Source organism: Desulfotignum balticum DSM 7044 (assembly GCF_000421285.1).
GTDB lineage: Bacteria > Desulfobacterota > Desulfobacteria > Desulfobacterales > Desulfobacteraceae > Desulfotignum > Desulfotignum balticum.
In genome coordinates, this window is the sequence record NZ_ATWO01000001.1 from 731,211 (window position 1) to 753,428 (window position 22,218).

General features: G+C 51.7%; 18 protein-coding genes and 1 tRNA gene. 4 read left to right on the top strand and 15 right to left on the bottom strand.

Features of this window, described 5'->3' with window-relative positions:
- Positions 1-115: 115 nt before the first annotated feature.
- Together K365_RS0103875 and nuoE are read right to left on the bottom strand one after the other, a co-directional pair.
- The gene (locus tag K365_RS0103875; protein ID WP_024333603.1) at positions 116-2,023 is read right to left on the bottom strand and encodes an NADH-ubiquinone oxidoreductase-F iron-sulfur binding region domain-containing protein; all 1,908 of its coding nucleotides are present in this window, start codon (positions 2,021-2,023) and stop codon (positions 116-118) included.
- Positions 2,020-2,475: an NADH-quinone oxidoreductase subunit NuoE gene (nuoE, locus tag K365_RS0103880; RefSeq protein WP_024333604.1), complete on the bottom strand. Its 456-nt coding sequence runs from the start codon at positions 2,473-2,475 to the stop codon at positions 2,020-2,022. Before nuoE ends, K365_RS0103875 begins: the two co-directional genes overlap by 4 nt.
- 388 nt (positions 2,476-2,863) lie before the next feature.
- Here nuoE and K365_RS0103895 point away from each other — a divergent pair, with 388 nt between their 5' ends.
- Complete coding sequence (locus K365_RS0103895; protein ID WP_281167761.1) at positions 2,864-4,960, top strand: transporter substrate-binding domain-containing diguanylate cyclase; 2,097 nt, start codon at positions 2,864-2,866, stop codon at positions 4,958-4,960.
- Here K365_RS0103895 and K365_RS26335 read toward each other — a convergent pair.
- From K365_RS26335 to K365_RS0103930, 7 genes are all read right to left on the bottom strand, one after another.
- Positions 4,891-7,212: a PAS domain-containing hybrid sensor histidine kinase/response regulator gene (locus K365_RS26335; RefSeq protein ID WP_024333607.1), complete on the bottom strand. Its 2,322-nt coding sequence runs from the start codon at positions 7,210-7,212 to the stop codon at positions 4,891-4,893. The two genes, K365_RS0103895 and K365_RS26335, sit on opposite strands and share 70 nt — an antisense overlap.
- Positions 7,213-7,379: 167 nt before the next feature.
- Positions 7,380-7,466, bottom strand: a tRNA-Leu gene (locus K365_RS0103905).
- A gap of 78 nt (positions 7,467-7,544) precedes the next feature.
- Entirely contained in the window at positions 7,545-8,225 is a 681-nt protein-coding gene (locus K365_RS0103910) for an L-threonylcarbamoyladenylate synthase (protein ID WP_051147811.1), read from the bottom strand.
- Entirely contained in the window at positions 8,218-9,981 is a 1,764-nt protein-coding gene (gene purD / locus K365_RS0103915; protein ID WP_024333609.1) for a phosphoribosylamine--glycine ligase, read from the bottom strand. The genes K365_RS0103910 and purD overlap by 8 nt, the downstream gene beginning before the upstream one ends.
- Positions 9,978-10,937 carry a D-alanine--D-alanine ligase family protein gene (locus K365_RS0103920; protein ID WP_024333610.1) on the bottom strand — a complete coding sequence of 320 codons (960 nt, stop codon included), beginning with the start codon at positions 10,935-10,937 and terminating at the stop codon, positions 9,978-9,980. The genes purD and K365_RS0103920 overlap by 4 nt, the downstream gene beginning before the upstream one ends.
- A gap of 10 nt (positions 10,938-10,947) precedes the next feature.
- A complete protein-coding gene (locus K365_RS0103925) occupies positions 10,948-11,448 on the bottom strand; it encodes a hypothetical protein (protein ID WP_024333611.1) in 501 nt (166 codons plus the stop codon).
- A complete protein-coding gene (locus K365_RS0103930) occupies positions 11,445-11,813 on the bottom strand; it encodes a DnaJ family domain-containing protein (RefSeq protein WP_024333612.1) in 369 nt (122 codons plus the stop codon). Before K365_RS0103930 ends, K365_RS0103925 begins: the two co-directional genes overlap by 4 nt.
- A 225-nt stretch (positions 11,814-12,038) precedes the next feature.
- Between K365_RS0103930 and fusA the strand changes: the two genes are divergently transcribed.
- Positions 12,039-14,072 (top strand): elongation factor G, encoded by a 2,034-nt coding sequence (gene fusA / locus K365_RS0103935; protein ID WP_024333613.1) that lies wholly within the window; start codon positions 12,039-12,041, stop codon positions 14,070-14,072.
- Positions 14,073-14,080: 8 nt separating this feature from the next.
- Here the strand turns inward: fusA and K365_RS0103940 are convergent, their stop codons facing one another.
- The 6 genes from K365_RS0103940 to K365_RS0103965 form a co-directional block, all read right to left on the bottom strand.
- Entirely contained in the window at positions 14,081-15,490 is a 1,410-nt protein-coding gene (locus K365_RS0103940) for a M48 family metallopeptidase (protein ID WP_024333614.1), read from the bottom strand.
- A 77-nt stretch (positions 15,491-15,567) separates the two neighbouring features.
- A complete protein-coding gene (locus K365_RS0103945) occupies positions 15,568-16,488 on the bottom strand; it encodes an ABC transporter permease (protein ID WP_024333615.1) in 921 nt (306 codons plus the stop codon).
- Positions 16,489-16,499: 11 nt separating this feature from the next.
- Positions 16,500-17,579 (bottom strand): ABC transporter permease, encoded by a 1,080-nt coding sequence (locus tag K365_RS0103950; RefSeq protein WP_024333616.1) that lies wholly within the window; start codon positions 17,577-17,579, stop codon positions 16,500-16,502.
- Positions 17,580-17,604: 25 nt separating this feature from the next.
- Positions 17,605-19,119 carry an ABC transporter ATP-binding protein gene (locus K365_RS0103955; RefSeq protein ID WP_024333617.1) on the bottom strand — a complete coding sequence of 505 codons (1,515 nt, stop codon included), beginning with the start codon at positions 19,117-19,119 and terminating at the stop codon, positions 17,605-17,607.
- Between the two features lie 57 nt (positions 19,120-19,176).
- Complete coding sequence (locus K365_RS0103960; protein ID WP_024333618.1) at positions 19,177-20,337, bottom strand: BMP family ABC transporter substrate-binding protein; 1,161 nt, start codon at positions 20,335-20,337, stop codon at positions 19,177-19,179.
- A gap of 98 nt (positions 20,338-20,435) precedes the next feature.
- Positions 20,436-21,323 (bottom strand): alpha/beta hydrolase, encoded by an 888-nt coding sequence (locus K365_RS0103965; RefSeq protein WP_024333619.1) that lies wholly within the window; start codon positions 21,321-21,323, stop codon positions 20,436-20,438.
- 127 nt (positions 21,324-21,450) lie between these two features.
- Here K365_RS0103965 and K365_RS27840 point away from each other — a divergent pair, with 127 nt between their 5' ends.
- Together K365_RS27840 and K365_RS0103975 are read left to right on the top strand one after the other, a co-directional pair.
- The gene (locus tag K365_RS27840; RefSeq protein WP_156887681.1) at positions 21,451-21,843 is read left to right on the top strand and encodes a ribbon-helix-helix domain-containing protein; all 393 of its coding nucleotides are present in this window, start codon (positions 21,451-21,453) and stop codon (positions 21,841-21,843) included.
- Positions 21,840-22,190, top strand: a complete 351-nt coding sequence (locus K365_RS0103975) for a type II toxin-antitoxin system PemK/MazF family toxin (protein ID WP_024333621.1) — start codon at positions 21,840-21,842, stop codon at positions 22,188-22,190. The genes K365_RS27840 and K365_RS0103975 overlap by 4 nt, the downstream gene beginning before the upstream one ends.
- The last annotated feature ends 28 nt before the right edge of the window (positions 22,191-22,218 follow it).

Consider the following 22,218-nt stretch of genomic DNA (forward strand, 5'->3'; position numbering starts at 1 on the left):
CAAAAGCCCGGCATGTTTCATGCCGGGCTTTTGTCGTTTTTCACGTCTGAAAACGGTTGGTGGCTGAATGAACGTATCATCCAGCCACCAATTTCAATCAATTTTCAAATAAAGATCAGGTCGTTTCCATTTTTTCAGGTGTCGATGTTTTAATTTTGGGAGACACGCAGTCCACGGCGCTGAATTTGGTCGGACATTTTTCCTGGCACACCCCGCACTGGACGCAGACGGACTGGTCAATGACATGGACCTTTTTCTTTTCGCCGGAAATGGCACTTACCGGGCAGGATCTGGCGCAGATGCCGCATCCCACGCATTTGTCTTCCCGGATGACAAAGGAGATCAATGACTTGCATACTTTGGCCGGACACCGCTTTTCAAAAATATGGGCTTCATATTCTTCCTTGAAATACCGCAGGGTGGTGAGCACCGGGTTCGCAGCGGTTTGTCCCAGACCGCAGATGGAACCGGCATGAATGGCCAGGCTCAGTTCATACAGCAGATCCAGGTCTTCTTTTCGGCCCTTTCCGGCACAGATTTCCTTGAGCACTTCCAAAAGTTCTTTGGTTCCCAGCCGGCAGGGCACACACTGGCCGCAGGATTCAATGACCGTGAAATCCAGGAAATACCGGGCCACATCCACCATACAGGTTTTTTCATCCATGACCACCATGCCGCCGGAACCCATAATCGAGCCTGCTTCGTCCAGGGAGTCGTAATCAATGGGGGTGTCCAGCAAAGATGCCGGCAGACAACCGCCTGAAGGCCCGCCGGTCTGGACGGCCTTGAACGTGCCGCCGTCCGAGATGCCGCCGCCGATGTCATAAATGATTTCCCTGAGGGTGATTCCCATGGGCACTTCAATGAGCCCGCAGTTGTTCACCTTGCCGGTCAGAGCAAAAATGGCTGTTCCCGTGCTTTTTTCAGTGCCCACGCTGGCAAACCATTCCGCGCCTTTGGTGATGATCATGGGAGACGATGAAAAGGTTTTCACGTTGTTGAGCAATGTGGGTTTGTCATAAAGGCCGATTTCCGTGGTTCTCGGCCGGGGGGCCACCCGGGGCATGCCCCGTTTGCCTTCGATGGACAGGGTGAGGGCTGTGGATTCACCGCAGACAAACGCGCCGGCACCGGGAAAGATTTTGATTTCAAAGTTGAAGTCGGTTCCCAAAATATTTTTCCCCAGAAATCCCTTTTCATGGGCCTGGGCAATGGCCCGTTCCAGACGTCTGATGGCCAGGGGATATTCCGCCCGCACATAGATATATCCGGTTTCCGCGCCAATGGTGTACCCGGCGATGGCCATTCCCTCCAGAACCGAATGCGGGTCTCCTTCGATCACGGCCCGGTCCATGAACGCGCCCGGGTCACCTTCATCTGCGTTACATACCACATATTTGGGCGTGCCTTTGGCGGCCAGTCCGGCTTCCCATTTCCGGCCGGCGGGAAATCCGCCGCCGCCCCGGCCCCGCAGGCCGGATGCTTTCATGACATCCACCACTTCCTGCTGGGTCATGGCGGTCAGGGCTTTGTGAAGCCCTTCATATCCCTGGTTGGCAATGTAATGATTGATATTGGTGGGATCGATAATCCCGCAGTTGCGGAATACCCGGCGTTCCTGGGGTTTGAAAGAAGGGGTGTCCAGAATTTTTGTCACGCCTTTGATTTCGCCCTGTCCCAATGTGCCCAGTGTATACTGGGGCAGCGGATCATCGCCTAAAAGATAGGCATCGATGATTTCAGTCACCATGTCGGGATTGACATTTTTAAAACAGATGGTGGGTTTGCCGGGTTTGTCAATGTTCACCAGGGGCTCGGCATAACAGGGGCCGATACACCCGACTTCACGAATGCTGGCATCCACTTTTTTTTCGGCCAGTCCATCTTCAAATGCCTTGACCACGGCCATGGCACCGGCGGATCTGCCGCAGGTGGCAGTACCAATGGCGATTTGAGGCTTCTGCCCGTTTATCAGCTCATCCCATTCTTTTCCGGCCTGTTCCTGTATTTCAGCAAACGTCATTTTGCTTTCCTCCTGTCGATTATTTCCGAAACCATTTTAGGGGTCAGCTTGGCTTCCACATCTTCATCGATCATCACACAGGGCGCTAAGGCGCAGCAGCCGATACAGGCCACGGTTTCCAGGGTATATTCCTGATCTTCAGTGGTTTCTCCTTCAACAATACCCAAAGCCCTTTCTGTTTCTTCCAGAATCTTTTCCGCCCCCCGGACATGGCAGGCCGTTCCCCGGCATACCATAAAAGAATGTTTGCCCCTGGGGGTGAAACGGAACTGGGCATAAAAAGATGCCACTGCAAACACCCGGCTTTCCGGGAGGCCGGTCACTCTGGCGATTTCAAGCATGGCTTCATCCGGCAGATAACCCAGTTCTGCCTGTACTTTCTGTAGAATCGGGATGAGCGCATCCCGTTTTCCTTTATAAGGTAAAAGTATCTCACTCAACCGATCTTCCATTCTGTCTTCCTCCTTACCTTGGCTTTGTGCTGCACGTGGATCCTTTTTTTGTTCAAATTTTCGAATACTACAATATCTGCTGAAAAATATAAATACCCATTGCAACATTAGATTGTTTTATCCGTTTGCTTCATATCACACAACCGGATTGTGGAAAAGTCAAAACATGCCAAGCCCACGGAAATCCTGTGCCTGAAAAAGGTTGTAAATCAATTGATTTGTGGTATACAGGAAAAGTTCATTAAGGGGAGTGGACCTGTTTTGCGGCCGCCGGAAGGGGGGGGCGGCATCCATGGATCGTTTTTTGTGCCTGGGAGGATAAATCGGGTTGATTCAAAATTGGGGGAAAAAATATATCGTCTGTGTTTTTATGGCGGTATGCGGGTGGATGGTTGCCTTTCCGGCGGGGGCTGCGCAATCTTTGTCCTTACATTCTGTTTCAGATGAAACCGTTTCCATCGCTGTTTTGAACAATTTTCCGCCGTTTTCTTTTTCAGTCAGGGGAAAGGTTGTGGGGTTCACCATAGACTACCTGGATCTGTTGTCCCGGGAAACGGGGATGACAATCACCCTGGTTCCCGGGAAATGGGAAGAAAACCTGTCAAAATTCAAAAACGGGGATGTCGATGCCATTACGGCCATATCCCATACCCTTGAGAGGGAATCGTACGCCCGGTTCACAACCCCGTATTACCTGATCCCCACCGTCGTTTACATCCGGGAGAACAGTTTTGACTACCACGGGGTCAAATCGCTGCAAGGCCGGCGCGTCGGTATTGAAAGTGATATTTATTACAAACAATACCTGGAATTATATCCAGACATTCAGATCGTTGAAGTCGATGACACCAGTGATCTGATGAAAAAACTGTCTTTCCGTGAGATCGATGCCGTGGTCAGCAATATCAATATCGGTAATTTTATGATCAAACAGCATGTGCTGGAAAACATTGAACTGGCCGGGAAAATCGATATTCCGGAGATTGAAGATGAGGACTTGCGCATCGGTGTCAGAAAAGAAAAAAAACAGGTTCATGCATTGCTGCAAGATGCCATGAACCGGATTCCCTTTTCTGAATACAGGCGGCTGCAGGATCGCTGGATCGGTGCGACGCCAGAGGATATGCAGGAAACACTCATGATAGGAGACCGGGAGTTTATCACTGCCCATGTCCAAAAATACGGGGGGGTGAGACTCGGGTTCCACAAAAACTGGTATCCGGTTGATTTCATGGATAAAGACAACCGCCATGCCGGTATCAGCGCGCAATTGTTTGAAATGATATCTGATATGCATGACATTCCCATGATTGAACAGCGTTCCGGCAGTTATGAATCGATTGTGGAATCGTTGGTGCAGGGAAAAACAGATGTCATCCCCGCGATCGTTCCCGGCACCGGGTTTGACTCTAAATTGATTTATACCCCGCCTTATCTGGCGCTGCCTTTAGTGATTGCCACCCGCAGCGACGAGTTTTTTGTGGGCGATATTGAACATCTTTCAGGAAAACGTATCTGCCTTGCGAACCGGGGCAGTATCTTCACAAACTTTAAGAAAAAATACCCGTCCCTTGTTTTTGTTGAGGTTGATTCGGCAAAACAGGGGTTGAAACAGGTCCAGAACAAAAAAAGTTTTGCTTTTCTGGGAACGGTTCCTTCTATTGCGTATGCCATTAAAAACAACAATCTTTATAATATTAAAATTTCAGGGAAACTGGAAGAAACGCTGCCCGTCAGTGCGGCGGTACGTTCCGGTAATGAAGCGCTGGCAGCGGTGATCAATATCGCTACACAAAGTATTCCCGAAGAAGAACGCAGACGGGCGGTGGATCAATGGATTTCCATCAGTCTGGAAGAAAAAGTGGACTACACCCTGGTGTGGCAGATTTTGATTGCTTCGGGCATGATATTGATTGCCGCCGTCGTCTGGCTGAAAAAAACCCATCAATACAACCGGGAGATATCCAACGCCTATGACCTGCTGGAAGAAAAAAACAAAGCCCTTGAGAAACTGTCCATTACCGATCCTTTGACGGATTTGTACAACCGCCATAAACTGGATATGGCGTTTGCCAAAGAAATCGAACGGTCCAACCGGTATCACCGGCCGCTTTCACTGGTGATCATCGATATCGATCATTTCAAGCCTGTCAATGATCGTTTCGGGCACCAGGCCGGAGATAACGTTCTTAAAAAACTGGCAGTACTCATCAAACATCGGATTCGTTCTTCCGATATTCCGGGACGCTGGGGCGGTGAAGAATTTCTCATTCTCTGTCCGGAAACAGACCGAAAGGGCGCATGGCATCTGGCGGACGCATTGAGAAAAGATGTTCAGTCCTTTGAGTTTCTGCCTGAAACAACCATTACCATCAGCGGGGGTGTGGCTGAATATGAACCCGGTGAAGATGGCGATCAATTGTTGAAACGGGCGGATGACAATCTGTACAAGGCAAAACATACCACCCGGAATGCGATCTGCTGAAAGCGAAAACAAGGGATGGGTAGCTTCAGGGCAGGAGGGCATTCAACAATGATCTGTCTGGACAGGTCCAGACCATTCATTTCCGGCATGATCACGTCTGTCAGGAGCAGATCAATGGCGCCGGCATGAGTTTCCATCTTTTCCAGGGCTTGCGTTGGCGTGGCCGCAGATATCACTGAATACCCTTTCTGTTTGAGCATCATACGAATCATTCTTAAAATAGCGGGTTCATCCTCCACCACCAGAATGGTTTCAGTGCCGCCAAAGGATGGTTTTTTCCCGGTTTTTTCGGCGGTAACATCCTCATCTGCCTTAAGAAGGGGCAGATAGATGTTGAACGTCGTGCCCCAGCCGGGTTCGCTGTAAACATTGATAAATCCGTTGTTTTGCTTCACAACACCGTAAACGGTGGCAAGACCCAGCCCTGTGCCTTTTCCCACTTCCTTGGTGGTGAAAAAAGGTTCAAACAGATGATCCAGGTGGTCTTGATCGATGCCGCATCCATTGTCTCTGACCGACAGCAGGACAAACTCGCCGGGCGTACAGTCAGAGTTTTCGCGGCAGTAATCTTCATCAAAAGATTGTCTGCCGGTTTCAATGGAAATTGTGCCAACCCCGGCAATGGCATCCCTGGCGTTCACGCACAGGTTTGCCAGAACCTGGTCGATCTGGGTTGGATCGATTTTAACCGGGCATGGAAATTTTGCCGGTTTCCAGATCAGATCGATATTTTCACCGATCAGCCGTCGAAGTATATTCAGCATTTTCTCGATGGCAGGGTTCAAATTCAACGGTTTGGGATCAATGATCTGTTTACTGGCAAAGGTCAGCAATTGTTTGATAAGATCCACGGACCGCTTGGCAGCGGTTTGAATTTCTTCCAGTTCACGATTCCCATCATGACGATCCCCGGCTTTCATTAGGGCTAAATCCACATACCCTAAAATCACGCCCAGCATGTTGTTGAAATCATGGGCCACCCCGCCGGACAGCCGGCCCACGGATTCCATCTTCTGGGCCTGGTTGAGTTGAATCTGGAGTTCGTCTTTCATTTGCTCGGATTTTTTTTGATCGGTGATGTCCGTGGAGATGAAAGCCAAAGCAGCCTTGTTGCCATTTTCATCCAGTACAATCTGGGTGCGGCAGTCCAGAATTACGACCTGATCATTGGCAGTCCGTCTGAAAATTTCACTTCGCCATCTCCCGTGCGCCAGTGTTTTTGTTATCATCTCCCGCCTTGTGATGCCCTGGGCCAGACCTTTGTCGAATCGGGTGATGGGGACGCCGATCAGTTCCTCCCGGGAATATCCCAAAGCCTGAGCCTGGGCATCGTTGACATATGTGATGATACCCTCAAGATCTGTGATGGCGATCCGGTCCTGGACCTGATTGAACAAAAGGGTTTGAAGATGCAGCCGGGCTTCTGTCTGTTTGCGTTCCGAAAGATCAATGTTGATACCAGAAATTCTGATGATATTTCTTTCTGCATCCCTGAAAATATAGGCTTTTGAAAGCACGGGGATAAAGTGTCCGTCTTTGTGGCGAAGCCGGATTTCTATTTCGTATCGGTTCAAGTTTGAAGCCAGTGTCCTGTTCAGGAACCGTCTTGCTCTGAATCTGTCGTCCGGATGCATCAGGCGGCGCCATAAATCGGATTCAGAGAGCAATTCATTCTTGGCATACCCCAGCATCTCCCACCAGCGTTTGGAATAATATGTGGCATCGTTTTTGAGGTCCCATTCCCACCACCCGTCATTGGCACACAACAGCACCCGGGACAACCGGTCTTTACTTTGCTTCAATGCCTGCTCAGCCTGTCTGCATTCGGTGATATCGCGCATGAAGAACAAAACAGCCGGCCGTGTGTTCCACTGGATCATTACTGCATTGATTCTCACCCACAAAATACGACCGGTTTGATGAATGATACGAAAGGAATAACGCGCCGGCGGATTCTCTCCTTTAAGGCGTTGCAGATAATAATCCATGACCATTTGACGGTCATCTTCATGAATGAACTCGACAAACGGTTTTGCATGGAATTCTTCGCTTAAATAACCAAACAATTCCGTGCTCTTGGGATTGTGGATAATGATGATTCCGTCCTGAGCCACAAACAGGGCCTCTCCGGTCTGTTCAAAAAGTATCCGGTAACCATAACCATCCTCACTGTTTTTCCAATCGTTCTCGATGGGGTGGGTATGTAATTCAGGCGTTGAGAAACGGGAGGGTTTGTTTTGTTTTTTTTTCACTGGAACTGCTCGGGATTTTTAATTTATTGGTTGGCAGATCGATGTAAAACTAAATTTTCGAATATAAAAATAATTGTTAAATCAAACCGGAAAGAATTGTCAATATGATTCTCATCGATACAACGAAAAAGACTTCCAGTGAAATCCTGAAAGCCTTGATTTTATTGTGGTGCCGGAGGCGAGACTTGAACTCGCACACCCTTGCGGGCGGAGGATTTTGAGTCCTCTGCGTCTACCAATTCCACCACTCCGGCACGAAAATACTTAAATAATGAAAAAAACCTGGTTTGTCAATCAATTTTCAACCCCGTGCCGGGCTAACCGGAGAAATTTCAGGGCCCCAGTACCTGCCGGATCGAATCAAAGGGAATCCTCCCCTGCCTGATTACCCAGGGAGGATCACAGGTGACATCCAGGATGGTGGAGCCGGTGCCGCCTTTTAAGGGGCCGGCATTCAGGACCAGATCCGCAGCCCGGATCAGGTCCTGGGACAGGTCTTTGATCTGGCTGCACCCGGGGGCACCGGACCGGTTGGCACTGGTGCCGGTGATGGGACGTCCCGCGGCTTTGACCAGAGCCCGGGCCACGGGATGAGACGGGATCCGGACCCCGATTTTGCCGGTACCGGCCGTGAGCAGATCACTGACACGGGGTGCGGCCTTGAAAATCAGGGTCAGGCCCCCGGGCCAGAAGGCCTGCATCAGCCTGTGGGCCGCATCCGGAATATGGGTCACCAGTTCTTCCAGATCCATGGGACTGTGGATCAGGATCAACAGGGGATTGGTTTCAGGCCGGTGCTTGATGTGAAATATTTTTTTGATGGCCAGAGAATCCCGGGCATCTGCTGCCAGACCATACAGGCCCTGGGTGGGAAAAACCACCACGCCCTGGTTTTGGATCAATGCCGCAGCCTGGTGAATGGTTTGGGGTGCCGGGTGATCCGGATCGATCCGGATCACCCGCAGCGGTTTTTTCAGCCGGGCTTCAGGCCTCGGCGTGGATGTTTCAGGCAAAGGATGCGGCCTTTTTCTGTACTTTGGCAGCCATGTCTTTTTTGAATGCCACCAGTTTTTTTGCCACGGTCGGGTCGGACAGGCCGATGATCTGGGCCGCGAAAATGCCGGCATTGTGGGCCCCGGACTTGCCGATGGCCATGGTGGACACGGGAATGCCCGGTGGCATCTGCACGGTGGCCAGCAATGCGTCCAGCCCCTGGAGGGCCGAGGAATCAATGGGCACTCCCAGCACGGGCAAGGTGGTGTGGGCCGCGATCACACCGGCCAGATGGGCCGCATGTCCAGCCCCGCAGATCAGGACCTGGACCCCGTCTTCTTTTGCTTGGGATGCCAGCCGGGCTGCCTGGTCCGGGGTTCGGTGGGCCGAAGCCACGGTCACGTAATAGGGAATATCAAACTGCTTTAAAATGACCAGGGCTTTTTCCATGACATTGAAATCGGAATCCGATCCCATGATCACCCCGACTTTGGGGGGGATGGACAATCGTTTCACGGCTTTGGCACCAATATCTTTGCGATAAAAATGCCCGGTAAAAGAAATTTTTTCACAGGCAGTATAGGCCGTATCAATGGCCTGCTGAACCGTATCACCTAAGCTGGTGACCCCTAAAACCCGGCCGCCTGAGGTGACCACTGAATCGCCGTCCATGGTCGTGCCGGCATGAAACACCATGGTGTCTTTGATCTCATTGGCCGCATCCAGGCCGGATATGGCATGGCCTTTTTTGTAAGCTCCCGGATATCCGCCCGCAGACACCACCACGCATACAGCGGCCCGGGGGTCGATTTCCACGGCATGCTGGTGCAGGGTCCCGTTGCAGCAGGCTTCCATCAGCGGCACCAGATCGTTTTTCAGGCGCATGAGAATGGGCTGGGTTTCCGGATCTCCCAGCCGGGTGTTGAATTCCAGGACCTTGATCTTGTCCTTGTCCACCATCAGTCCGGCATAGAGCACACCCTTGAACGGAGTGCCTTCCTTTGCCATGCCCTGGACCGCCGGAATCATCACCTCTTTCATGGCTTTGGTGCGCAGCATGTGATCCAGGACCGGGGCCGGAGAATATGCCCCCATGCCGCCGGTGTTGGGGCCTTCGTCATTGTCCAGTGCCCGTTTGTGGTCCTGGGATTCGGGCAGCGGCAGCACGGTTTTGCCGTCGGTCAGCGCGATAAACGAGGCTTCCTCACCTTTTAGACACTCTTCCACCACCACGGTGGCACCGGCATCTCCGAACCGGTTTTCCAGGATCATCTCTTCGATGGCCTGATCCGCCTGTTCCAGGGTGTCACAGATGATCACCCCTTTACCGGCAGCCAGGCCGTCGGCCTTGACCACGCAGGGGGCGCCTATAAACCGGGCATAGGCCCTGGCCTTGGCAGGGTCGGTGAACGCCTTTCCTCTGGCACAGGGGATGTTGTACTTGTTCATGTGGTTTTTAGAAAACACTTTGCTGCCTTCCAGCTGTGCTGCGGCTTTGCTGGGACCGAACACGGCCAGGCCTTTTGTCTCGAACGCATCGGCAATTCCTTTCACCAGGGGGCCTTCCGGTCCCACCACGGTCAGATCGATCTCATTTTTTTCGGCAAACTCAGCCAGGGCCTGGATATCTTCGGCATCAATGGGGACCGGTTCCGCCAGATCCCGGGTGCCGGCATTGCCGGGGGCGCAAAAAATTTTTTCAACCACGGGGCTCTGGCTGATTTTCCATACCAGGGTGTGTTCGCGGCCGCCGCCGCCTATGACAAGTATTTTCATTGACCTCTCCTTTTGGTTTTATTTTTGTGTTCTTCCATGGCCAGTTGAATCAGTGTGTCCAGCAGTCGGGAAAACGAATATCCGGCTTCGGCCGCTGACTGGGGATACAGGCTGGTTGCGGTCATACCGGGGATGGTGTTGGTTTCCAGGACAAACAGGTCATTGCCGGCAAGCATCATGTCGGTGCGGGAATAGCCTTTGAGAAAAAGGGCCTGGTGGGATCGGACCGCCAGTTCCTGGACCCGGCGGGTGAGATCGGCATCAATGCGGGCCGGACAGATCTCTTCGGTCTCGCCGGCCACATATTTGGCGTTGAAATCAAAATATTCATGGCCCTGGCCGGGAATGATTTCAATCACGGGCAGGGCGGTCGGATCGTCATTGCCCAGGACCCCGCAGGTCAGCTCCAGGCCTTTGACATAGGCTTCGACAATCAGGGTGTCGTCATGGGCAAATCCTTCCTGAATGGCCCGGTCCATGTCCGCTTCTTTTTTGACAATGGTCATGCCCACGCTGGATCCGGCACAGGTGGGCTTCACCACCAGGGGCAGGCCTAAGTCCCGGATCAGTTGGGGAATGTCCGCGGCATCATTGGCGGTCAGGGAGCAAAAATCCGGGGTGGGAATACCCCCTGTCTGATACAGGCGCTTGGACAGCAGTTTGTTCATGGCCACGGCCGATCCCAGAACCCCGGCCCCCTGGTAGGGGATATCCAGCAGATCCAGCAGGCCCTGGACCGTGCCGTCTTCTCCGAACGGGCCGTGGAGAATGATCAGGGCCGCATCGATGTCAGGGGCATCCATGACCAGCTGTTTGAGATCGGTTTTAGGATCATACCGCAGAATGTCATATTTATCCTTGTCCAGTGCTTCAAATACCTGGTTGCCGCTGTTCAACGACACGGAGCGTTCCGAAGAGATGCCGCCGGCCAGCAGGGCGAGTTTTATTTTTTTCATACGCGTTTCCTTATCCCTGGATAATGGATTGTCTTGCTTGATCAAATTCCTCTTTGGTGATCAGGTCTTTTTCGTACAATGCATTCAGTTGATTCATTTTGCGTTCTGCCTTGTCCGTGTCCGTTTCAATCAAACGGGTATCCGGAGAAAGATTGTCCGGCTCAGGATACGTCAAAAGACGGCGGGTGTCTTCCGCATTGGATTTGACTTTAAAAGATGCCAGACCACCCATGAAACTGATTTCCACATTTCGATGCGTCAACTGCTCATTGGATAAAATATCTTGAATCTGTGCGGAATTTTTACGCATCTGGCGGATCACAAGCCATACGCAAAGGGCCACCAGCAGGCCAGCACCTGCCATGATCCAGGGCAGATACTCAAAAAATCCCTTGATCAGGACCACAAAGACGGCAATGCCTGCCAGCAGTACCACATGGAACAGCAAAATAAAGTAGGCGATGAATATATTTTTAAACACCCCTTCTTTGTCGGTTTTATTTAACTTCATGATAACTTTCTGATAATATTTTCCTGGTATTTGTCTGTGATCAGCGGCGATATGCCGCCCCGGAGAAAATCAAGTTTGGTTAACAGGTAATTGAGTTTTTTTGTGATCTCCCGGTGCCGGGCTGATGCGGCATCCGTTGCTTCAAGCAGCAGTTCAGCCTGGGTGATTTTTTTCTTCAATTCAATTTCAGGGGGCAGATACCCCGCATTTTTCAACATTTTATAGGCCAGACGGCAATCATCTGACGCCGGATGGGCCGGCTCCAGAACAAAGGGTTTGCCTTTGCCCTCCAGATTATCAAACGCGCCTTTTTTCTGGGCGGTTTTGATTCTTTCTTCCACAATTTTTTCAAATCCGGGAAACATCCGGGTCATATCCTTAACTATAAAAATTTTAAATTATGGTTTCTAATGGTTCCGGGATATCCAAGATTGTTTGGTTTGGTTAAGAAGGTTAATTTTATTAAACCATCCCGGTTTTTGCAAGCTATTTTCTTGACAGTGCCCGGGCAATACTGTATCAAATACCATTTGATTTACCGCCGTTGCCGGCACAATTTCACAATTATTCAAAGATATCGATATATAACAATGACGCAGAAAAAGACCCTATCAAAGATCAGAAATATTGGCATCATGGCCCACATCGATGCGGGCAAGACCACTGTGACGGAACGGATCCTGTATTATACCGGAAAATCCCACAAGATCGGTGAAGTCCACGATGGCGAAGCGGTCATGGACTGGATGCAGGATGAACAGGAACGGGGGATCACCATTTCCTCGGCCGTGACCACCTGCCAGTGGGAGCAGTCCACTATCCAGATCATCGATACGCCGGGGCATGTGGATTTCACCGTGGAAGTGGAACGGGCCCTGCGGGTGCTGGACGGCGCCATTGGTGTGTTCTGTGCCGTGGGCGGTGTGGAGCCCCAGTCGGAGACCGTGTGGCGCCAGGCGGACCGGTACCGGGTTCCCAGAATGGCGTTTATCAATAAAATGGACCGCACGGGCGCGGATTTTTTCGGGGCTGTGGCATCCATCAAGGAAAAACTGGGGGCCCATCCCGTGCTGCTTCAGGTTCCCATGGGCGCGGAAGATCAGTTTGACGGGGTGATCGACCTCATCGACATGAAACAGATCCGTTGGGATGATGAAAGCCTGGGCGCCACATATGTGGTGGATGAGATCCCTTCAGAATATGCGGACCTGGCCATGGAATACAGAGAAAAACTTTTGGAGTCGGTTTCCGAAGAAGATGATGCCATCATGGAAAAATACCTGGGAGAAGAGGAAATTACCCGGGCCGATCTGATCGCTGCCGTCCGGAAAGCCACCATCAACCACAAACTGGTGCCTGTGCTGTGCGGCAGTGCCTTGAAAAACAAAGGCATTCAGCCGCTGCTCAATGCCATCGCGCATTTTCTTCCCAGTCCCCTGGATGTGCCCCCGGTGCGGGGCATCCATCCTGAAACCGGTGATCCCCTTGATTTTCCCCCGGAAAAAAACGGTCCCCTGGCTGCGTTGATTTTTAAGGTTTCCATGATCGAAGGCCGGAAACTGTCTTTTGCCAGAATTTATTCAGGGAAAATCGAAGCCGGGTCGGACGTGTACAACCCCGTGCTCAAGAAAAAGGAAAAATTGTCCCGGATCCTGCTGATGCACGCCAACAAGCGGGAACGTCTCAAAGAAGCTTCTGCCGGGGATATCGTGGGCATTGTGGGATTGAAGGATTCCGGAACCGGTGATACCTTGTGCTCGGTGGATCACCCCGTGTTTCTTGAAAAAATGAAATACGAAGATCCGGTGATTTCCATTGCCATCGAACCGAAAACCCATGCGGATCAGGAAAAACTGGACATGGTCCTTGAAAAATTCACCATCGAGGATCCGACACTCAAGGTGTCCAAAGATGAAGAAACGGGCCAGACGATTCTGTCGGGTATGGGAGAACTGCATCTGGAGATCATTATTTCAAGGATGCGCAAGGAGTTCAACACCCAGGTGAATGTGGGCAATCCCCAGGTGGTGTACCGGGAGGTGGTCACAGCGCCGGCCACGGGTGAGGCCGTGTTTGACCGGGAGATTTCCGGCAAATCCCATTACGCCAAGGTCCGAATTCAGCTCAAACCCCAGGACCGGGGAACCGGCGTTCTTTTCAGGAACAAGGCCCCTGAAACCCAGATTCCGCCTCAATTTGTGCCCGGTATTGAACAAGGTATCCGGGAAAGCCTGGAAGGCGGGTATCTCAAGGGATATCCGCTGGTGGATGTGGAAATCGTTCTGCTGGGCGGGGCGTTTGAGGAAGGCAAATCCACGGAACTGGGATTTTCAGTGTGTGGGTCCATGGCCTGCAAAGAGGCGTTGGAAAGTGCATCCCTGGCGCTTCTGGAACCGATCATGCAGGTGGAGGTGTTTGTACCGGACACCTATATGGGAGACGCCATTGCCGATCTCAATTCCCGGGGGGGGAAAGTGGAATCCATTGCCCCGAAAGCCAATATCCAGATCATCCATGCTGTGGTGCCTTTGGCCAAAATGTTCGGGTATTCCACAGCCCTGCGTTCCGCCACCCAGGGCCGGGGAACATTCAGCATGAAATTCGACCGGTTCGACCGGGTGTGATGAGGTTGTCAGGACGGGCGTTTGCCGGAGGAGATCCGTTTTAAGCGGTCTTCTGCATCGGTCTTTGTATCCGGATCATCCAATCCCTGGTCTATCGCCCGTTTCAGATGGCGGGTCGCATTTTTTGAATCCTGCACCAGATCATAATAGATCCCCAAATAATAGTGGGACAGGGCAATCCTGTTTTTTTTGGACATGATGGCACCCAGGTGATAATAGGCCCTGGGAAAAGATTTCGGGGATGTCTCGATGACCCGGGTTAGGTTCTGTTGGGCTGACGGCACATCCCCGGATTCCAGCTGGGCCACGGCCAGATAGTACCGGGCCCAAGTTCCCAGAACCGGATCGGACTGGATTCCCGGCAGGATATTCATGGCTTTGTCATACTGGCCATCAAGGGCGTAGATGCGCCCTAAATCCAGAAGAATCAGCGGGTCCATGAGATTGAACGAAAGGGCTTTCTGCAGCTGGACAATGGCTTGATCCCGCCGGTTTTCCCTGGCATACAACAGGCCCAGCCCATAATACAGTGCCGGGTTGGAAGCATCCTGGGAAATTCGGGATTCAATGGTTTTAATACTGTCGGCAACGGGTTCGTACAACCCGATGATCCGGTATTTGACCATATCGTAGTTATAGGTGACAGGGGAGGTATTCTTTGCCGGGGGGGCATGGGTGTAATCCGAGAGCAGCGCGGACAGATGGGCGATGCGTGAACCCGTGCCGGGATGGGTTTTGAAATAATCCGGAATACCTTCCATGCCTATGTAATCCGTTGCCCTCAGTTCATTGAGACTGTCCAGCAATCCTTTTGGAGAAAAGCAGGTTTGCTGAAGCATTGTAAAGGCTTTCTGGTCGGCTTCGGTTTCATTTTCCCGGGTATAGGTGAGCATGGATGAATATCCGGCGGCCATGGATCCCATGGTCAGGGCCTGGGCCGCTTCTCCGCCGCCGCCGGCCGAGCCCACGATAATGCCGGCCACCACCCCGGCCAGGGTGCCCATATTCACCAGTTTGGACCGGTCAATGGATTGGGACACATGCCGGCTGACGGCATGGGCGATTTCATGGGCCAGAATTCCGGCCAGTTCATCCGTGCTGGAAAGGGCCGTGATCAATCCCCGGTGCACAAAGATGTTCGCTCCGGGGCTGGCAAAGGCATTGAATGTGCCGTCATTGATGAGAAAAAAAGAAAAATTAAAAGGCTGGGGCGGCAGCTGTGCCAATATATGCCGCCCGATTTCATTGATCAGATGATTGGCCGCAGGATCATCTAAAATGACCTGCTGCCGGTGAATCATCTCCATGAATTCATCCGCCAGTTCCAATTCATCCGGTATGGAGATGGCAGTTGCCGGTGCGGGTAAAAAAGTCATCACCATAAAAAAAATGGCTGTTATTGCACTGATGCGTTTCATAAAAACAGGGTACCTGATTTCTGGTTGAAGGATTATATATGATAATTATCATAAAAAACCAAAAATCAAAATAAATATCAGCGCTCGCCTCTTTTATACGGCGTGGAAAGCATGGCAGGGGCATTGAGTTTTCTGGGGTCTTTCAGGCTGATGAGCAAAAGAATCAACAATGTGGCGATATAAGGCAGCATGGCTAAAAAATTCGGCGATATCCCCAAAGGCTGCATCAGATACTGGACCACGAAAATCCCACCAAACAGAAATGCGGCCCAGATGGCCCGGCCCGGGTTCCACAACGCGAAAATGGTCAGGGCAATGGCAATCCAGCCCCTTCCTGCGGTCATGCCTTCGATCCAGGATTTGGAATAGGAAATGGACAAATGGGCCCCGGCCAGCGCTGAAAAACCGCCGCCGATGATCACGGACAGATATCGGATTAAAAATACGTTCACGCCCTGGGTTTCCGTGGCTTTGGGATTTTCTCCCGTGGACCGGATCTGGATGCCCAGCCGGGTTCTTTCCAGCAGAAACCAGGCACCTAAGGCCAATGCAATGGCCAGGAAAAAAAACGGACTCTGACTGAACACGGCCTTGCCGATGAAAGGAATATCCGACAGAACGGGGATGGTGATATTTTCCATTTTGATGGTCAGCGGTTTGCCCACATAGGGTTTTCCCACCATGCCGGACAGGCCCAGTCCCAGCATGGTCAACGCCAGGCCCGACACCACCTGGTTGGCCTGAAGGGTCACCGATGCCACGGCATGGATGATGGAAATGACCATGCCCGCGACCAGTGCCGCCAGCACCCCCAGCCAGGGGGACCCCGTGGTCATGGTGACAATGAAGGCGGTGACGGCTCCTAAGGCCATGACACCTTCCACGCCCAGGTTGAGGATCCCGCTTCGTTCACAGATGATTTCCCCGGTGGTGGCTAAAAGCAGCGGTGTGCCCGCCACCAGGGTGCGCTGAAGTGTTGATATGATGATCTCTTCCATGGTCGGGATTCCTATCGGGTTGAAAATGTGATGGAAATTTTATGGTTCAGAAAATAATCGCCCATGATCAGAAAGATCAACAGGGTGCCGTTGACGATGTCCACGGTGGCGGCGGGCAGTCCCAAAGAAATCTGGATGGCATCCCCCCCCACCAGAATTCCCGCAAAAAACAGGCCGGATAAGACGGTATACAATGGGTTGAGTTTGGCCAGCCATGCCACGATAATGGCGGTGAATCCATATCCCGATGACATGGAATCCGGATACCCTAAGTATTGATGAATGCCGGCGACTTCCCCCACACCGGCCATGCCGGCCAGTCCGCCGGAAATGGCCATGAGGATCAGGGTGGTTTTCAGAAAATCGATGCCCGCATATTTGCCGGCTTCCGGATTTTCCCCCACCACCCGGGCTTCATATCCGAACCGGGTCCAGTAAATGATCATGGTCAGAATGGCGGCACAGGCCAGGGCCAGAATCAGTGTGACATAGTGGATCCGGGATCCGGGAATCACACTGAGGATCGCTGCTTCCGGCAGGGAATCCGTGCCGGGAAATCCGAACCGGGTGCCCCCTTTCCAGGGGCCGACGATGAGCATGGTCAGGATGTGGGCACAGATATAATTGAGCATCAGCGTGGAGATCACTTCGTTGATGGCATATTTGATTTTTAAAATGGCCGGAATGATGCCCCACAGCGCACCACCCAGAAAACCGGCGGCAAACATCAGCGGAATAATGCCCCAGGCAGGCAGGGTGTCTCCAAAGGTCAGACCGGTCCAGGTGGCAAAGATCGCCCCCATGAGCAACTGGCCTTCAGCCCCGATATTCCAGAACTTGGCCCGGAAGGCCAGGGTCAGGCCGGCGCCGATGAGTATCAAGGGGATGGCTTTGGTAACGGTTTCCTTGAACCCGTAGACAGAACCGAACGATCCCTGGAAAATTTCTGAAATGGCGAACAAAGGATTGACCCCGGCTATCATGAAAATAATGCTGATGACCCCAAGTCCTGCGGCCAAAGATAAGATATTGGTCATCACGACCCGCCAGCGGGTGATCCGGTATCTGTCTGTGGATGTGATATGTATCATGGGACCACTCTATTAAAATTAAAAATCAGAACCGTTTGGATCCGGCCATCATCAGGCCGATATCACACAGACGATCATCATGGGAATCAAAAATGCCCATGAATTCACCGGCAAAAAGCACACCGATCCGGTCGCAAAGCTCAAAAATCTCTTCCAGATCTTCGGAAAACAGCAGAATGCTGCTGCCCTGGCTGCGCAGTCTGAGCAGATGCTGGCGTAAAAATTCCGTGGCCCCCACATCCAGGCCGTAAGTGGGGTGGGACGCCACCAGCAGCTGGGGCTGTTCACTGATTTCCCGCCCCAGAATCAGTTTCTGAATATTGCCGCCGGACAGGTTTCTGATCTGACTGTTAATGGAAGGGGTGGACACGTTGAATGCCGTCACAAGATTCCGGGTGTGATCCTTGATATATTGGTATCTGAGAAAATGTCCCCGGGAGAATTTTTTTAAGTGATGCTGTTTCAAGATGGCATTGTCATAAAGGAACAGACCCGGGGCAATGCCGAACCGGATGCGTTCTTCAGGAACATGGGAAATCCCGTGATCATATATTTTGCGCGGAGACAGGTTGGTGATATTTTTGCCGTTGATACTCACCTGCCCTTTGTCGATTTTTCGGATACCTGTGATGGCTTCCGCCAGTTCCCGCTGCCCGTTTCCGGCCACACCGGCAATGCCGAAAATTTCATTTTCATATAGATCAAAACTGATGCCTTTCACCGCCGGCAGCCCCATGTCTCCGGTCACATGAATCTGGTCTGCGTGCAGCACGGGGTTGCCCCGGACCAGGGTTTCTCTGTTGATGTTAAAAACCACATCCCGCCCGACCATCATCCGGGCCAGGGTTTTTTTATCGGTTTTTAGGGTGTCTGCCCCGCCCACGATCCGGCCCTTTTGAAGCACGGTGACCCGGTCGCAGATGGTCATGATTTCGTCCAGTTTGTGGGAAATGAAAATTACACAATGACCGTCTTGTTTCATGCGCCGCAAGATGGCGATCAGTTCTTCAATTTCCCTGGGCGTCAACACGGAAGTCGGTTCGTCTAAAATCAGCAGATCCGCGCCGTTGAGGAGCGCTTTGATGATTTCCACGCGCTGCTGTTCTCCGGCGGACAGCTGCCAGATTTTTTTATTCAGATCAATGGTGAAATCAAATTGCCGGGAAAACTGCTTTATTTTTTCCCGAAGTTTGATTTTCGGGAAAAAAAACGGGGTATCTTTATATGCCAGGGCAATGTTTTCAATGACCGAGTGATTCTGAATGAGCATGAAATGCTGGTGAACCATGCCGATACCGTGGAGAATCGAGTCCAGCGGCGTGGTGAGCTGCACAGGCAGCCCGTTGATTCTGATCTGCCCCGCATCCGGCTGGTAAAGCCCGTAAAGGATATTCATCAGCGTGGTCTTGCCGGCGCCGTTTTCTCCTAACAGACCCAGAATCTCTCCGGATGCCACAGACAGGTGAATGTCTTTGTTGGCAGATATGCCGTGAAAGGATTTGCTGATGCCATCCATTTCAAGGCGCTGTATTTTTTTCATAAGAATGCGGGTAAGGCCGGCCGGAATTTGCAAGCCCGGCCGGCCTTAAGATTGGAATTATTGGGGGATGGTGCCTTCTACATTGTCCACATAATACATGATGCTCAACAGATCGTCTTTGGAGGCGCGTTCTCCTGACGGAATCTGAAGATTGCCTTTGTTGTCGGAGATGGGACCGACAAACGGGTCAAATACATCCACACCCTGTTTCATCTGGTCATAGCGTGTCATCACCAGATCATACGCGGAAATCTCACCGAATTCTTCGGTCTGGACCATGGCCTGTTTCAGATCATCCACAAATTTGGGGTTGATGGGATCGGTTTCATTGCCCCCCAAAATGGCAGCGCCTTCCTTTGCCAGCCACCAGATATCTTCATTGGTCCAGTTGCCGGACTGGATATCTTCCAGGATTTTGACATACATACCGCCCCAGTTCATGAACTGGCCGGATACCACGGAATCCTCGCCATAAGGCTGCATGGCGGAATAGTGGCTGAAGGTATAAATCTGTTTGCCTTTTTCCGTGTGTTCCTGGCCCACTTCAATGACGGCAGGGGTGTCTTCGGTAAACGCCAGGGTATCACATCCTTCGGCAATCAGGGACTCGGCCGCTTCTCTGGCTTTGTCCGGCCCATACCAGGCATAGATCCATTTGACATGAACTTTGGCTTCCGGGTTGACTGCTTTAATCCCTAAGGCATAGGCATCGATGTGCCGGATCAGTTCAGGAATGGGAAATGCCGCCACATACCCGATTTTGTTGGTTTGGGTCAACGCGCCGGCCATGATTCCGTTCAGGTAGTACATCTGGTAAAGATCCCCGAAATAGGTGCCCACGTTATCGGAGCGCTTGAACCCGGAACAATGCATGAAAATCTTGTCCGGATAGCGTTCTCCAGCCTTGACGGTGGAATCCATAAACCCGAAGCTGTTTGTGAACACCACATCACATTTCTGCTGCTGGACCAGGCGGTCAATGATCCGGTCACTGTCCGCTTCTGACACGGATTCCACATACACGGTTTCCAGCCAGTCCAGTTTTTCTTCGGCAAATTTCCGGCCCAGATCATGGGCATGGGAAAAGCCGTAATCTCCCACCGGCCCCACATAGATAAATCCGGCTTTGATTTTTTTGTCTTCCGCACCAACAGTATTTGCTGAAAAGCCCAGCATCGCAATGGAACAGATCAGCAGTAACAGGGTCCACTTTTTCATCCCGGGTCACTCCTTTTTTAAAGTTTAATAATTTTAAATGTCAGGTGGTTAATAAATTATATACAGCAGAGGATAATACGCGATTTAATGGATATCAGTCAACCTTTATCAACCAGATAGCGATTAATGAAAGATTTGACCGTCGGGCCGTATTCTTTTGTTTTGCTGGCATCGCTGTGGCCGGCGTTTTTGGCAATATAGCAGGCTACCTTTTCATGAACAAAACTGTGTTTAAGTGTCATGGCAAAGGATAAGGGAAACCGCCGGTCTTTTTCCCCGTGAATGAGCATGACCGGCATGCGGATGCGCCGTGCCACCCGGGCCGGGCTGTAGGTTTCAGTGGCGCCCCGGTACAGAATGCGCATCCACAGCACGATCATGGGGCCGAACAGCCGGCCGAAGACCGGGTTGAACCAGCGGTACAGGCTTAACAGGGCCTCTTTTGTATGGGCATAGGAAGCTTCCAGAAACAGCAGCCGCACCATGGACGGATGCCGGGCCGCAGCAATGATGGCACCGGCGGATCCGGCGGAATGGCCGTACAGAAGCACGGGTTCATTTACCCATTGGATGACCGATTCAATATCTTGGGCAAACCGCACCGCGTTCATGCATTGTCTGGAACTGGAATTGCCATGGTCCCGGGCGCTGTGGATCACGGTGGTAAATCCCCACTGGGCAAAGATTTTTGCCCGTTTCACCATCCGGTCCCGGTTTCTACCCCAGCCATGGGCAAACACCACAATGCCCCGGGACGGACCTTTGGGGTCGATGCGCCATACCTCCAGATATCCGCCGTCAATGGCCGGTATCCGGATGTCGGTAACCGTTCCCCACCGGGGCGGATCCGTGACCGGGTTTCTGGGAATCTGCTGCACCAGCCAGGTCAGAAACAACGTGGCGGTCACATAGATCAGAGCCACACCTGTCAGAATATACAGCAGGTTCATCACATACGGCAGCAAGGTGGTATCCGGCATATCCATCGGGCAGTTCCTTTTATCGGGTTTGACAGCAACCCCGGCATTATGCCAGACATGGAGATGATTATCCAGTATGGGATAAAATATCTGCCATTGGATCGTGAGTAAAAGAAAATAACGTCAGGTGAGCATGGATGCCGCCCCCGATGGGAGCACCTTACTGCCGGCCAGGAATCCACAAGGTGGCTCCGACAGTCCGTCAGCAAGGCACCCCCATCGGGGGCTACTGTCGTGCATGGGGGGGCATTATTTTCAATTGACACCAGGGTATATGTGGCGGTATAAAAGTGGTATGAAAACCAAGACATCCATTACATTATCCCAGGACATATTGCGGGCCATTGATGCGCATATGGGAGCCTACAGAAGCCGGTCGGATTTTATAGAAACAGCGGCCCGTGTTTTTATTGAGCATCTTGAAAAAAAAGAGGCAGAGCTGCGTGACCTTGAAATTATCAATAAACATGCAGATGCGCTCAATCATGAGGCGGAGGATGTGCTGGGTTATCAGGTCCCTATATGAGACGGGGTGATCTATACAGAATCAGACGTCCTTCATCCCGGGATCCAAAAAAATATCGATCTTTTGTTGTGGTAAGCCGTCAGATTCTGATTGAATCCAGGTTCTCGACAGTGATCTGTGCCCCTGTTTACACTTCTTATGACGGCCTTTCAACTCAGGTGCCTGTCGGCATTGACGAAGGCCTTAAACACGACAGCGCCATTCATTGCGATGAGCTGATCAGCATACCAAAATCCCTGTTAATACACTTTATCGGCAAATTGTCTCTTAAAAAACTGGAACTTCTGGAACAGGCACTAAAAGCAGCACTTCAGATCAACGGGGCATATGAGATTGATGGAGGATAACTGTTTTAAAGAGTTGATCGGCCGGTGT

Excerpts from the sequence above, each read along its gene's own strand:
- K365_RS0103875 (WP_024333603.1), bottom strand. The coding sequence starts at position 2,023 with ATGACGTTTGCTGAAATACAGGAACAGGCCGGAAAAGAATGGGATGAG.
- nuoE (WP_024333604.1), bottom strand. The coding sequence starts at position 2,475 with ATGGAAGATCGGTTGAGTGAGATACTTTTACCTTATAAAGGAAAACGG.
- K365_RS0103895 (WP_281167761.1), top strand. The coding sequence starts at position 2,864 with ATGGTTGCCTTTCCGGCGGGGGCTGCGCAATCTTTGTCCTTACATTCT.
- purD (WP_024333609.1), bottom strand. The coding sequence starts at position 9,981 with ATGAAAATACTTGTCATAGGCGGCGGCGGCCGCGAACACACCCTGGTA.
- K365_RS0103920 (WP_024333610.1), bottom strand. The coding sequence starts at position 10,937 with ATGAAAAAAATAAAACTCGCCCTGCTGGCCGGCGGCATCTCTTCGGAA.
- K365_RS0103925 (WP_024333611.1), bottom strand. The coding sequence starts at position 11,448 with ATGAAGTTAAATAAAACCGACAAAGAAGGGGTGTTTAAAAATATATTC.
- K365_RS0103930 (WP_024333612.1), bottom strand. The coding sequence starts at position 11,813 with ATGTTTCCCGGATTTGAAAAAATTGTGGAAGAAAGAATCAAAACCGCC.
- fusA (WP_024333613.1), top strand. The coding sequence starts at position 12,039 with ATGACGCAGAAAAAGACCCTATCAAAGATCAGAAATATTGGCATCATG.
- K365_RS0103940 (WP_024333614.1), bottom strand. The coding sequence starts at position 15,490 with ATGAAACGCATCAGTGCAATAACAGCCATTTTTTTTATGGTGATGACT.
- K365_RS0103945 (WP_024333615.1), bottom strand. The coding sequence starts at position 16,488 with ATGGAAGAGATCATCATATCAACACTTCAGCGCACCCTGGTGGCGGGC.
- K365_RS0103950 (WP_024333616.1), bottom strand. The coding sequence starts at position 17,579 with ATGATACATATCACATCCACAGACAGATACCGGATCACCCGCTGGCGG.
- K365_RS0103955 (WP_024333617.1), bottom strand. The coding sequence starts at position 19,119 with ATGAAAAAAATACAGCGCCTTGAAATGGATGGCATCAGCAAATCCTTT.
- K365_RS0103960 (WP_024333618.1), bottom strand. The coding sequence starts at position 20,337 with ATGAAAAAGTGGACCCTGTTACTGCTGATCTGTTCCATTGCGATGCTG.
- K365_RS0103965 (WP_024333619.1), bottom strand. The coding sequence starts at position 21,323 with ATGGATATGCCGGATACCACCTTGCTGCCGTATGTGATGAACCTGCTG.
- K365_RS27840 (WP_156887681.1), top strand. The coding sequence starts at position 21,451 with ATGGATGCCGCCCCCGATGGGAGCACCTTACTGCCGGCCAGGAATCCA.
- K365_RS0103975 (WP_024333621.1), top strand. The coding sequence starts at position 21,840 with ATGAGACGGGGTGATCTATACAGAATCAGACGTCCTTCATCCCGGGAT.